This window comes from Kiritimatiellia bacterium (assembly GCA_018001225.1).
Lineage (GTDB): Bacteria > Verrucomicrobiota > Kiritimatiellia > CAIQIC01 > JAGNIJ01 > JAGNIJ01.
Genome location: JAGNIJ010000065.1, coordinates 1 through 12,848 on the forward strand (window position 1 = coordinate 1; position 12,848 = coordinate 12,848).

12 protein-coding genes and 1 tRNA gene are annotated in these 12,848 nt (G+C 63.5%); 3 read left to right on the forward strand and 10 right to left on the reverse strand.

Translation table 11 applies throughout. From position 1 onward, the window contains the following. Nucleotides 1–182 precede the first annotated feature (182 nt). Nucleotides 183–259 (forward strand) — tRNA-Met (locus tag KA248_15305). A 254-nt stretch (nucleotides 260–513) separates the two neighbouring features. Here the strand turns inward: KA248_15305 and KA248_15310 are convergent. The 8 genes from KA248_15310 to KA248_15345 form a co-directional block, all read right to left on the reverse strand. Further along, complete coding sequence (locus KA248_15310; protein MBP7831275.1) at nucleotides 514–1,431, reverse strand: S8/S53 family peptidase; 918 nt, start codon at nucleotides 1,429–1,431, stop codon at nucleotides 514–516. Between the two features lie 115 nt (nucleotides 1,432–1,546). Continuing rightward, nucleotides 1,547–1,963, reverse strand: coding sequence for a hypothetical protein (locus KA248_15315; GenBank protein MBP7831276.1), 417 nt, complete (start codon nucleotides 1,961–1,963; stop codon nucleotides 1,547–1,549). A gap of 9 nt (nucleotides 1,964–1,972) precedes the next feature. Further along, complete coding sequence (locus KA248_15320; protein MBP7831277.1) at nucleotides 1,973–2,236, reverse strand: hypothetical protein; 264 nt, start codon at nucleotides 2,234–2,236, stop codon at nucleotides 1,973–1,975. Then, a complete protein-coding gene (locus KA248_15325; protein MBP7831278.1) occupies nucleotides 2,233–4,182 on the reverse strand; it encodes a hypothetical protein in 1,950 nt (649 codons plus the stop codon). The genes KA248_15320 and KA248_15325 overlap by 4 nt, the downstream gene beginning before the upstream one ends. A gap of 64 nt (nucleotides 4,183–4,246) precedes the next feature. Next, nucleotides 4,247–5,188 (reverse strand): hypothetical protein, encoded by a 942-nt coding sequence (locus KA248_15330; protein MBP7831279.1) that lies wholly within the window; start codon nucleotides 5,186–5,188, stop codon nucleotides 4,247–4,249. A 20-nt stretch (nucleotides 5,189–5,208) separates the two neighbouring features. After that, nucleotides 5,209–5,622: a hypothetical protein gene (locus KA248_15335; GenBank protein ID MBP7831280.1), complete on the reverse strand. Its 414-nt coding sequence runs from the start codon at nucleotides 5,620–5,622 to the stop codon at nucleotides 5,209–5,211. An 18-nt stretch (nucleotides 5,623–5,640) separates the two neighbouring features. Beyond that, entirely contained in the window at nucleotides 5,641–6,066 is a 426-nt protein-coding gene (locus KA248_15340; GenBank protein ID MBP7831281.1) for a hypothetical protein, read from the reverse strand. Beyond that, entirely contained in the window at nucleotides 6,063–6,626 is a 564-nt protein-coding gene (locus KA248_15345; protein MBP7831282.1) for a hypothetical protein, read from the reverse strand. Before KA248_15345 ends, KA248_15340 begins: the two co-directional genes overlap by 4 nt. A gap of 1,246 nt (nucleotides 6,627–7,872) precedes the next feature. Between KA248_15345 and KA248_15350 the strand changes: the two genes are divergently transcribed. Beyond that, nucleotides 7,873–8,286 (forward strand): hypothetical protein, encoded by a 414-nt coding sequence (locus KA248_15350; protein ID MBP7831283.1) that lies wholly within the window; start codon nucleotides 7,873–7,875, stop codon nucleotides 8,284–8,286. A 215-nt stretch (nucleotides 8,287–8,501) separates the two neighbouring features. Continuing rightward, complete coding sequence (locus KA248_15355) at nucleotides 8,502–9,101, forward strand: ankyrin repeat domain-containing protein (protein MBP7831284.1); 600 nt, start codon at nucleotides 8,502–8,504, stop codon at nucleotides 9,099–9,101. Nucleotides 9,102–9,161: 60 nt separating this feature from the next. Here the strand turns inward: KA248_15355 and KA248_15360 are convergent, their stop codons facing one another. Together KA248_15360 and KA248_15365 are read right to left on the reverse strand one after the other, a co-directional pair. Continuing rightward, entirely contained in the window at nucleotides 9,162–10,919 is a 1,758-nt protein-coding gene (locus tag KA248_15360; protein MBP7831285.1) for a hypothetical protein, read from the reverse strand. Further along, on the reverse strand, nucleotides 10,919–12,595 hold the full coding sequence (locus KA248_15365) for a hypothetical protein (protein ID MBP7831286.1): 1,677 nt from the start codon (nucleotides 12,593–12,595) through the stop codon (nucleotides 10,919–10,921). The genes KA248_15360 and KA248_15365 overlap by 1 nt, the downstream gene beginning before the upstream one ends. Between the last annotated feature and the right edge of the window lie 253 nt (nucleotides 12,596–12,848).

The following is a 12,848-nucleotide window of genomic DNA, read 5'->3' on the forward strand; positions in this document are numbered from 1 at the left end:
GACGGTAGTATCTCCTATCTGCGCCATAGGCCCGCCCCAGACCGTTATCCCGTGGTTTTGCTCCAATGGACCCCCATTCGGAAAGTTTGACCGCACAAAAACGGAAACTTTGAAATCCTCACCACAGTTCCCGGAAAATAGCTTGCATCCTGGCCGCCGTCCTGTAGAGTTCACGCACTGACTGCGGGGTGGAGCAGCCCGGTAGCTCGTCAGGCTCATAACCTGAAGGTCGTTGGTTCAAATCCAACCCCCGCTACCAATTTTTCGGGCCTGAAATGATGAATTTCAGGCCCGTTTTTATTGGCTTTTCTGAACTTGTCCCAAAAATGCGCCTTCATTGAAACGTCAAGAAATAAAATGAAATTTCTCGAACATTTACACACACATTCACACACACAAGGTCAGAAATCAGCCCGGCAGCTCGTCCGGTTTGCGCACTGAAGAGCTATGGTCCAACTTTTTTTCGGAGAAAGTTGCCCCTCTGTGTGTGTGATGTGTGTGTGGAACGGACGGTCAGATGAGCCGCCTGAACTCAAAGAACTCGATGGGCTCAACCAGGCTCTGGATCCCCGCAGGCGCAGGAGGCGGCATCAACTCGGTGGGCATGAGGCGCGCGTATTTCTGCCAGGCTTCCTCCCAGTTGCCGAAGCCCCACTTGGCGTGATGCGTCATGTTCTCGTAGATCGCCCTCGAGGGCCTCGTGGCCTCGTGCATGACCGTGAGCTTGATCTCACGCGCCTGTTGCCGGCGCAGGGCCGCGGCCCCGGCGAACTTCGGCGTGGCGGCGCTGGTCCCTGACCACAGACACCAGCGGCCCGTGGCGTCCGGCGAGTAGACGCGATCGCCCCACATCACGCAGAGAACCCCTGCCCCGTCGCCTGACCACGCCGCCGGCTTCCCGGACCGGTGCGCGGCGCCGATGATGCAGCAGTCGGCCAGGAGCCGTTGCGGGTAGACGATATCGTCGTCTTTGTCGTTGTCATCGTCGTTGCCCGCGGCGCCGACATCGAGGGACCCGATCTCGGCCTGGAGCGCGGCGTACCGCTGGGCCCAGTCGGCCCATTCGATCTGGGCGTAGTACTCGCCCATGATGTCGTCCATGTCCCACTGGCCCCAGGACCGCGAGACCACGTCCGGCCGCTCCTCCCGGATCACGTCGAGGATGCGTTCCTCGGAACCGGGGATGAACCGGGCGTTCTGATCGAAAATGCGGCAGAAGACCAACTCGACCTTATCGGTCAACTCTCCGGCCAGTATCGCCGCCTGGGCGGGCAGCGCCAGGAGCCAGCCGCAAAGCGAGCCGTGTTCGTGGCATTTTGTATCCCGCCACTTCTCGGGCGTGGGCGTGCCGCGCATTTCGATACTGGGCAGGAGATCCCGGTACTGGGCCTGGATGCGCTCACCCTGGGAGTCAATGCATAGGAGCTTCACTGGGCACCTCCGACATAGCCCTCGCCATTGTGGTCCGGCGTCGTGTCCCAATCGTAGCCCTTCGGCGTGCCGCAGCCGGCCAGCAGCAGGGCGGCAAGAATGGCGCAGAGGATCTTCATCGGCCCCTCCGTGCACGCTGGGCTGTTTCCTCGGTAGACGCCGGCGCCGCAGGCGTGCTGCTCTGGTTGTTGTTCACCGTGGAGTTGTCCATGAAGTACACGGGCGAGTTGTCGCCGGTCTGGATCGTGTAGGCCGTGGTGCTGTGCGTGGAGCTGCTCCCGCCGCTGTCCCCCAAGGCGTCATAAACCAGGTAGCCGGCCCCAAGATCGAGGACGGCCGCGAAACTGTGCATGAAGGGATGCTCGGTGACCTCGTCCAGAGCGAACAGGTCCACCCCCACCATGACCGACTTGCCCTCTACCTCGACGCGGACCGCGTCATGACGCTGCAGGAGCTGGTTCGTCAGCGCCGTGGCGCAGCCGGAGCTCAACAGGAGCCCCGTAGCGAACAGGAACGGGATCAGCTTTTTCATGGCGTTCTCCTAATCGTTCTTCGGATCACGGATACACGGCCGCTCGGCCAGGTTCTTCGAGAGGTTGTTGAGGGAGTCCGCGACCTTATCGAGGCTGGCCCGGTAATCCGCGCCCTGCCGGTACATGAGGTAGACGCAGAAGCAGCACACCGCGCCCAGGACAACCGTCACGGGCCACTTGCTCACGGCCTCGATGGCCTCGGGCGAAGCCGGAGCGGCGCTGGCCAGGGCGGCCAGGCTGCCGGCGGAGAATGCGATAGCTTTGGTAATCATGGGATCCACCTGTAGCGCCAAAGCAACCCCCAGCGGCCCGTGGCCGGCCGGTTCGAGATTCCGCCATACGTGAAGGAAGAGAACGGCCCCGCGTTGGTGTAGTAGCAGGAGGGGCCGATCACCACGCCGGCCTGATTGGTCAACTCCCCGGCCGTGTAGTCGTGGGTGATGGTGAACAGCTTGGTCGTGGTCGTGGCCGACGTGAGGGGATCGAATACCACATTCTCCATCCACCAGACATAGGGCGCGGCATTCGACCAGGACACCGGGGAAACGGCCCGGTACTCGAAAATGCAGTTGGTGTGGCCGATAAACGAAATGGGCTGGGGCCGCATGTCATAGAGCACAGCGGGGGCCGAAGAGACATCGGAGCCGACAAAGGCGAGCATATCCCAGCCGGAAAGCCCGGTGATGGAGTTATTGGTGACGCCGAACAGGAGAGCCACCCCCGCGCCGGCTCGTTGGACATAAAGCCCGCCACCGCCCCCAGACGACGAGGGGCTGAGTTGAATCCGCCACTCCGTGCTGGCCTCGGAAGCGGGCGGGAACGCCTGGGCCCACTCCCCCGTTCCGAACGTGGCGCGGTAGTGGACGGCCGTGGCGCCGTCGAGGTAGAGCGACCCGCGAATGAGCGCCGAATGGTCCACCAGGTTGAAGGTGTCCGGCCCGATGCTGATGCGGTTGGTGGGATAGCCAGTCATGTAGCCGGTCGGCGAAGGGAACTCGGCCGAGGGCGACGTGCAGGTGTTGCAGCCGTAGATCAGCGTCTCGGGCACGTCCGCACGGGCCCGATAACCGATGGCCATGTTCGAAGCCGAGCCCAGGGCATGATAGCCGATGGCCACACCGGAGTCGGAGCCATTGGCGCCAGAACCCAGAGCCGCGCCGTAGCGGCCGCCCCCGGCGCCCATGCCCACCGCAACGCCCGAATCGCTCACACTGGCATCCGCACCGATCGCCGTGCCGTTGGTGCTCGCCCGGGACGTGTAGCCGATCGCGGTGGCGGACGGGCCGGCGTCGGCGTACCAGCCCAGCGCGGCCCCCTGCCCCTGTGCCGACGCACGGAAACCCGCCGCAAGGCCATAGACCGAACGGGCATCCGCGCCGATTGCGACCGAGTAATTATCGGCAGCAGCCTGATAGCCCAGGGCCACGCCGTAGGTGTGCCCGGTGGCGTTGTAGCCCATGGCAACGCCATGATCGTTGCCGTTGGCCTGGTAGCCCACGGCCGCCCCATAGAGGCTGCCCACGCTGTAGAACCCCAGGACTGAACCGTACGTCGAGCCGTTGGCGTGGGAGCCGATGGCGAAGCCGCCGGCATCCGAGTTGGCCCAGGTGCCGATGGCCACGGCATCGCCGGAGCCCACGGCGCTGTTGCCGATAGTGACAAGCTCCCCGGCCCGGAAAGCGGTCCAGAACGGGTCCACTTCGGTAAGCTGGGTGCCGGGGTTCTCGGGCTTGACCCAGGCCGCAGGGGCGGCCGTGGCGCCCAGGAACAGGGCCAGCAGTGCCGCCAATACGGGCAGCGTGCGCTCGGCAGGCCGCTCTGGCTCGGGGTTGTAGCGGGGCGATGGACCGCCCTCGATGATGCCCGAGGTCACAAGGTAGCGGCCGTACACGAGCGTCCGCAGCGTGATCTCGGCCCGGATCATGGATTGGTTGGCCTCGGGGGCTACCGAGACGCCCATCTCCATGCAGAGCGTGAAGAAGATCATCGTCTCGGCCTGTCGCAGCAGCGACAGCGGTATCTTGCTCTCGTCCTCGTCGAGCTGGTTGACCGGATTGGACGCGACCAGGGCGCGGATCTCCGCCGCCGTGTTGGCAATGATCGCGGCCAGGCGCCCGGCCTTGTCGGGATGCTCCACGAGCCAGGCGTCATAGAGCGGCCGGAGCTCCGTGGGGAAGTCCGTCAGGATCAGCGCTTCATTTAGGGCTACCCATTCCATATTCAGCACAAGGGGCCGGGAACGTGTTACCGCCCCGGCCCCCTTCTCCAGTTACCGACCCCGATCAGGAGGCCGAGATGTTCAACCGCACCGCCGCGGCCGTGTTGGTCACCTTCACGTCCTCGGACCAGTCGAACTTCGCCACTTCGACGCGGCCGTCGTCCCGGACGTACGAACTCGGGACCATGTAGTTGTTCATGAGCCGGAAGGTCTTCATGAAGCTCGGGTCCAGCCGCGACGGCTGGGGCATCCGGGTGAAGACGAGGACCGTCGAGTCCAGCAGGAAACTGTAGTCGGCGGCCTTGCCCTCGGGCTGCGTGTCGTAGACCATGTACGAGGTCCGGACCTCCGGGCTCCCGATGAAGAGCTGGTTGGCCGACTGCTCGGACGGGACCGCGAGGCCCACACCGGCCTTGCCGCCGGAACCCACGACAAAGCGGTTACGGACCGCCGCGGCGTTCTTGAAGATCTTCCAGGCGGTGGCGCCGAAGAGCACGCCCACGTTCATGACCGAGCCGAACGCGCAGGCCTTGATGACCTGAAGGATCGAAGTGTCCACGTCGGCGACCGGGTCGGACGAGGCGTCCCAGACCTTGGCCGTGCCGGCGCCCACCGCCTCGAGGGCGGCGTCGATGACGCGCTTCTCGTGCGACAAGGCCGCAACCTGGGCGATGGCGACCGCACCCTCGCGTAGCATGTTCATGATCCCGTCGGCCTCGAGCTGCTCCAGGTTGTCCACGGGATAGTCGAGCGCGTGGGGCTCGCAGTTGTAGGTGTCGTCGGACACCTCGAACTTGAGCTCCGTGGCCCGGCCGCCGAGCGCGCGCAGCGTATCGGGGATGCGGAAGCGGTTCTTCTCGGTGTACTTCTTGTACCGGCCGACGGACTTGGAGACCGGGACGGTCGGGGCGAGGAAGTCGGCGACGGGCATGACGGAGTCCTGGGCTACGCCCTGTGCGAACTCCTTCAGGACCGGGTCGCTGCTGATAGAGGCGAGTCTGCTCATGGTGGTGTTCCTTTCGTGGCTTACGGGGCCTGGGTGAGGGTCTGGCCGACGCCCTTGTAGAGGATCAGGGTATTGGTAACGGCGTTGGCCGTGGACTGCGGCACGCTATACCAGACCTGCGTTACCGTGGTGCCGCCGGTGATGCCGCCGGTCAACGTGGCGGCCCCATCCACCGTGGCGGCGCCGAGGACCTTCAGGACGGCCGTGGTCGCGGTGCCGCCCACGACTTGGTTGCCGGTGATCGCGGCGTTACCGGACACGGTGGCGTTGCTGGTGATGGCCACGTTACCGGGGAAGCTGACCGCGACGCTGTAGATGTTGGACATCACCTGCGTACGGACGCCTTCGCGGAACGAACTCTCGGGATCGGCGGCAAACGCGAAGAACGCGGCGACCACCAGGAGGACTGCGGTCAGGGTAAGGATGCGGTTCATGATGGATTCCTTTCGGGGTTAGATCACCGTGACGAAACCGAGGCTCGCGGCCCGCATAAGAACCAGCTGGCCGTCCACGCCCGAGGACTCGGCGATGCCGAGCACCCGGTAGGTGCCCGCGGCCGCGGGCAGGGCCCGGACCTTGCCCTTCTTAGCGGCGGTCCCTGCCCCATCGGCCAGGACTAGCTTGTCGCCGGGGTTGCAGGTGCCGTCCAAAACGACGCGGTAGTTCTGGCCGGCCTGGATCGGGTCCACGGACACGTTCTCCGCATCGGCCGCGCCTTCCAGCAGCAGGTAGACCGCCGCGTCGTCGTTGGCGGCGGGCAGTTTCACCTCGGGCACGCCGGTATCATGCGTCAGCATGACCAGGCGGTCTTCCATGCCGGTCAGGTCTTCGCCCGCGAGGACGACAAAGCGGCCGGTCTTCACATTGGTCTGGCTCATTGCTCGATCTCCCTTTCGGCCCTGGAGAACGCCAGGGCATACGGAATCTTCTCGGTGCTGCGGATCTGGTGGGCGCGATTGCGGATCGCCACCGCGCGGCTGATGCTGGCGGCCGGGCTTTCCTCGGCCAACTCGGACACGGTCCGGGCGACCACGAGCCGGTTGCGGAACAGCGGCTTCGCCTCGGGCTTGGGTTCAGTCGCCGGCGCCGGCTTGGCCTCGTCCCGGACCTTGCGCAGGCCCAGGAGAATGCCCAGCGTCTCGTCACGGTTGTGCAGGAGCGAGGACTTCCAGAACTCCCGTCTCTCGTTCGGAATCAGGTCCTCGAAGTCGGCCAGATAGCGGTTGGCGACTTCGTCTTCCATCGCTACCGCATCGCCCAGGAGTTCGTTGTACTTCTGCTGCAGCGCGTCGTACTTCTGCTGGAGCCCGGCGATCAGTTGGACGAGGGCCGCGATGATGTCCGTCTCGGTCGCCGTCTCGGGGAGCTTCAGCATCTGCTTCAGCTGCGCCAGGTCCACCTTCTCGGGGGCCGGCGTCTCGGTCGGTTGCTCTGCCATGTTCGTGTCCTTTCCCGGGCAAAAGAAAAAGGCGGCAGATGGTGGTTTGGCACCAAACTGCCGCCTTTCTCTGGGATGCCTCGCGGCGGATCAGGCCGCGCGGTTGCCCTAAAGCTCTGTGGTTAGATTCGGTCTCTCATTGTGGGTATGCTTACTACATCGCCGCTGTATTGTCAAGGGTTATTATTTGCTGGGGCCGTGGAGGCACAGGAGTAGAATGGCATAGGGGTTGGAGGCTGAAGACCCTTGGTGAGAATCGAACGATACATAACGCGCTTGGGATGGCCGCGTTATGATTAGACCTTCTGAAAACACAAGGAAAGGACTTAATTTCTTTTTGCGTTGAGGAAAAGACATGAAGCCATTTCTATGCATCTTAGGATTTCACAAATGGAAAGATTGCCGTTGCACACGATCGGGCAAGCATACGAGTTGCTGGGCCCGCCGCGATCAGCACAAATGGGATCCCTGTGGACGAATTTGTCTTGTCTGCGGCATCACACGTGATGTGCCTGAATCTATCCACACATGGGGTGAGTGCGCTTGCACACGATGTCGACTGCCGCGATATCTGCACCTCGAACGAAATCTGCCTTACGGATTTACTTTGTGGATGATCCGAGTTCCGAACGGAGAGCAGCGGCACCATCTTCTTTCATGCCATGACTGGGGGCCATGGACACCGGGGCGAGAACAGGTTCCCGGCCGGGCGCCCGATTTCCGCATCTGTCGGCGGTGCGGCTGTCGCCATGTACGAGGCGGGATTCCAGATGATGGAGAGAGGTTGTATGAACGCTAACAGAGCATCAGAAAGGCAACAGACGCCAATCGAGCGCCCCATGTATGGCCTTGGATAGTTCAGTCAGCAGCAGGGCACACGACCGGCCGGCAACTTCGCATTTGGCTACGGCTGATCTACCCGGAAAGGTTTATGGACCTTCCCCCTCCAGTTCTTCGGCCCCTTCTTGTACGCCTGATGGACGCCCTGGCCGGCGAGAAATGCATTCCATGAAATCGGGATACTGGAGGGCAGCTTGCTTCCCACTGAGTTTCCCGCAGGTTATGATGGCGGACTCGATCTTGCCTTTGAGCATCCGTTCGCTATCCTGATCCTCCGAAAGGGGACTTGAACCACATCAGTTCATGCATGTGCTGGGTGCACACAAGAAAACGGAGGGTATTTGACGTTCCGCTGGGACCCTCAGCCTCGACGTTCGGCCTCGAAAACATGGAAAGGAGTATACCGATGAAGCGTAGCATTCTCGTGGTGACGCTTGCGCTGGGCATGTGCGGCATGATGACCGGCTGCGATGGAAACGGTGAGGACGGGTACGGTCTCGACAGCTTCTCTGCAACTGGAATTGATCCGGAGACTGGGGCCTATTCCTTCAGCCAAGAGGGCCACTTTGCCGTCATTGTAGATTGGTCTACAGGCATTCGATCTCTGCGATTCTCGCGGGACGGGTTTCGGTTTGACAACATTCCTATTCAGAACGGTACGTTCTTTATGGAGCATGGCGAAGTCAATGGAACCGATTGCCCTACAGACGGGTACGCGATCAGTGGTCATTTCGTCACTTCGACACGTGCCGAAGGGCGGGTCGCATATGCGACTGACTGCGAGGTGACAAGCCGACAGGACTTCACCGCGCAGAGATGACATGGGCCCCACCATGCCTCGCACCTTACGAATCACCCGCGGCGGGTTAGGCAAAGGTTAGGGCTGTCATAAAGAGGTAACAAATGAGAATCATAAATGCGTACGTGGTTACCGTTCTGACGTCCGCCTGCTTGCTAGGTTGCGCGAACCATCGGAATGAGTCCAAACCCAGGACCACACAAAAGGGCCAGATGCCGGAGTCCTTTCAGAGAGACATGGATTTCGAAGATGCCGTCAAGAACGGCGATCTCCAGAAGGCTGAGGCGCTCATCAAAGCTGGAGCTGACGTCGACAGGAACGGAAATTCCTACGGGTGGAAAGTGCTTCACTATGCAACACTCGCGACCAATGTTCCCATGATGACACTACTCATCAAGAGTGGCGCTGATCCCAACGCCCGAGACTGGCATGATGGCATCACTCCCTTACATCTTGCCGCATCACATCGCAACCTTGTGGCCGTCGAGGCACTCCTTGCGTTAGGAGCATCAGTTAACGAGCTTACCGACGAGAATTACTACGGTGCCTTCGGAGTGCCTCGTCAAGTCAACGAGAAGTACTCTGGGGGTGGGAGCATACAGAAGACGCAGTTCCGTTCCCGCGTGCTTCAGGGTGCGACGGCGCTTCATTTTGCCGCCGCGCTTGGTGATACGGATCTAGCGCAGTTGCTCTTGAAACACGGGGCGGACAGGTCTATCCGCGATTCACTTGGGCACACCCCGGCAGAACTTGCGCAAGAGAATGGCCACGATGCATTAGCGGAGATCCTCGAATCGACTGGAAATGCAGGCTCCGAATCGGGGCCCCGTGACTGACTGAGGGTTACACAATCAGCCACGGATCCCACGCCACCCGGCATGCGGATTAGTATTCGGCTACTTTTGATCTATCCGCAACGGCTTATAGACCTTTCCCCGCCAATTCTTCGGCCCCTGCTTGTAAGCCTGGTAGACCCCCTGCCCCGCCAGAAATGCGTTCCAGGAAATCGGTATGCTGGACGGCAACTTGCCGCCCACGGTGTTACCATAGGCCATGAGGCCGACACCGGCCGCCTGCGACGGGCTGTAGAGCTTCTTCAATTCCGAGGCGTCGCGGTACCTGATGGCCTTTGAGACCGTGGAGGCCGCGAACTTGCCGAAGCCCGCAATCGCAGGCGTGAAGCTGTGGAGCGACTTGCCAGCCATGTTGAAGGGCTTCTGCTTCGCCCGCTCGACCTGGAGGCGGTCCGCTTCCTTATCGGTGATGTGGCCGGCTTTCCGCGCGGCCTCGATGGTGTCGTACTGGTATTCCTGGTAGGCCCGCTCCGCGAGGTCCTTGGTGTACTTGCCGCCCACATAGAACCGCGTCTGCTTCTCGACGGGATTCCCGAGCGTACCCGTGGCGAACATGACCGCGCGCTTGAGCGGTGTGTCGGTGATGTCGGCGTCCGGGTTCAGGACGAAGGGCTGGCCCTGGGCGAAGGCGCGTTCCATATCGCGGCGATAGTTGTCCTTGATCCCCTGCTCGGCCGTATGGACCGCCGTGGCCCCGGCTGCAACATACGCGGCGCGGGCGAGCGAACCGATCGCATCCTTCTTGAGTCTCGTGGCCTTGGCGTCGACCTTGCCGGCCATCTTGACCAAGTGCGCGGCGGACCGCCGTGACCCCGCGAGCCCGGCCTCTGCCGCAAAGAACTTCCCGGCGCCTTCCTGGTACATTCGTTCAGCCGACGGCCAGAACGCGCGCGCGCCCTTGTGCGAGGTGCCGAGCACCTCATGGGCCTTCCACTTCATCCAGTCATGCTGCGACTGGGCCACCCGCGCGATTTTCTCCGCCTGCGAGCGCAACTCCGCCGCGCGGCCGGTGAGCCCCTGGGAAAGCTGGTATTTCTTCAAGGCGCCCGGCATCTCGGCAAACTGCTTGATTTCCGCTCCAGTGAACCCCGCAACCGCGTTGTACGCCCTGGCGACCCAACCGAGCGGCGTCTTGATCACGCCGGGAGTCTTGCCGGCGACTGCGGCCTGGGCGGCCTTGATCTTGTCACCGGCCGCGCCCAGCGCTTCGCCAAGGCGGAACATGCCCGGCAGGCTGCCGATCCCGATCCTCGCCAACTTGAGCCCCGAAAGCGCAGCAACGGTGTTCGCGGCGTCCTGGACCAGCGCGAGCAAGTGGTCCGTGCGCGGGTTCATGGTCGGGTTCTGGTCCCGGTAGTACCCCACGGCCTGACCTGTCCCGAGCGCCCCGCCGAAGACGGCCAGTGATCGAAGGAACGCCTTGAGCTTCGGCGCCATCTTGCCCGCGGCACGGACGGCCCCGGCCGTCTTGGAACCGGTTCCGATGATTACCCCGCCGGGGAAAGCGGAAGCGAGGGCATAGACCTCGTCGCTGGACATGCCGGGGAAGAAGCCCTCGTAGAGCCAGCCGGCGGTATCGGAAAGTATCTCCGGGATCGAGCGGTCCATCTGCGCCGCGGCCTGCTCCGGGGTTTGCCCCTTGTAGGTCGAGGCGTGCATCGTTACGCGCGAGTCGTAGGATCGGCCCTTCCCACCCGAACCGCCGCCACCGCCCCCGCCACCACGCAGGCGAGCGAACATGGCCCTTCGCTGCTCGTCGGTCTGGTAGCCGCCGCGCCAGTTGGTCAGAAGGCGAGCCATTACTCCCCCGCGATTCGCTGCTGGTGTCGCGCCCAGGCGCGCCGCATCTCCTGTTCAGCCTGCCAGTCCGGGATCGCGCCGCGCTTGCTGCGGGCCGCGATATCATCCGCTTCGGATTGGTAACGGATGTACGAGTCAACTTCGCGTTCGGACACCTGCGGATTGTGGTGAACGGGACCGGGATCCGTGCCGCGGAGCGGCGCGTCCTGGTACTGGGCCGTGCTGCGGGGCACGATCTGGATGGGCTCGCCGTCCGTGCCGGGGATCGGGCGGTTGTAGGCGTTGGCCTTGTCCTGCCGGGCCTGGAGCCGCTGCTGCCAACTGGCGTCGCGGCCGACCACGCCGATGGATGTGGCTTCATCCACGAGGGCGGGGATGTCCACCGTCGCCGGGTCCACGCCGAGCTTCTGGAGGCCGCGGATCACGGCGCCCTCATCGCCGTTGGCGGCGTCGCGCCACAGGGTCTTGAGCGTGGAGACCTTCTGCTTCTCCTGGCGAGCCTGGGCCTCGGGCGAGTTCGCCTTGTCCGCCTGTGCCGCCGCGCGGGCCTCGGCCTTGTCCGCGGCGATCTGGGCCTTGAGCGCCTCCCGGTCCTCGCGGGACAACTCGCGGCTGTCCGCGTTCCACGCAAGCCGCTCCGCTTCGGCCTCGGCTTCCTGCTGCCGGATGCGCTCCAACTGGATGGCGGCGTCGAGCTTGTTGATCTGCTCCTGGGCCTCGCGGACGATATCCTCGTACTGGTACTGGTCCTTCGCGTTCTGCGCGGCCACCTTGTCGAAGAACGCCTGGAGCGCCGCCTTCTGCTTCTTGGGGTCCTTGTACTTGGCCTTGATCTGCTTCTCGATCGAGCGAAGCTGGGCGCGGACCGATTGGTTTTGGGCCTCGGCCGCCTGGACCTGCGCCTTGATGTCGAACAGGTGCGTTCCGCTTCGGAGCAGTTCCCGCTCCAGCGCCCGAGTGTCGATGAGCTCGAAGCTGCGCGGCTCGGGCGGCGGCGGGATGCCGGCCTCGATGTTTTTCTTCTGCTGCTCCAGCGACGCGATCCGGGCCTCGAAGTCGCGGGAGTTGTCGTAGTTCAGCGGCCGATAGGACGAAGAGGAGCCGCCGCCCCCTCCGCCTCCACCGCCGCCGCGAAGGCGGGCGAACATCGCGCGGCGCTGCTCATCGGTCATGAACTGGACCGGCGACCCGGCGTTGGCCAAGGCCCGGTTCCCGAGCCCGATCAGCCGCATGTAGGATTGGGCCTGGGACGTCGAAAGTGGCGTGGCATGGGGCTTGCCGCCGTATTGATACCAGCGGAAGTACTCGGTCGAGGGCTCCCCGAATTCGTAGATCGACGGCCGCACAGCTGTACCCGTCGTATTCAACTGAACGGCCCGGCCGGCCGCGGTCGCCGCGGACTGCCCCAGCTTCACGGAATAGGCCATGCCCTGGATCGCACCCAGCAACTGCAGGGCCTCCGAGCCTGACATCCCGGGAAACAAGCCGTCGTAGAGATACTCGGCGGCGTCCCCGAGGATGGACGGGATGGAGCGGTCCAGCCTGGCGGCGGCCTCTTCCGGGGTCTCGCCTTTATAGGTCGAGGGGTGCATCGTGACCCGGGACTCATAGGACCGACCTGACTCGTCGCCCTCACGAATCTTGGCAAACATCGCCTTGCGGTCCTCATCGGTCATAGATCGGACAGGCTTCGGGGAGGGCGCGCGCCTAGGGTTTGGTGGTGAGGTTGGGGCGAAGTGCTCGTCTCCTTCTCCGAAGCCATACCAGCCACTGTCACGCCCGCCGCCGCCCCCGCCGCTTCCCCCTCGCATACGGGCAAACATCGCGCGGCGCTGCTCGTCAGTCTTGTAGCCGCCCCGCCAGTTGGCGAGGACCACGGCGCGATTGAAAAGGGCACGGTCCCGGCTCCCCAGGGGAATAAGCATCGGC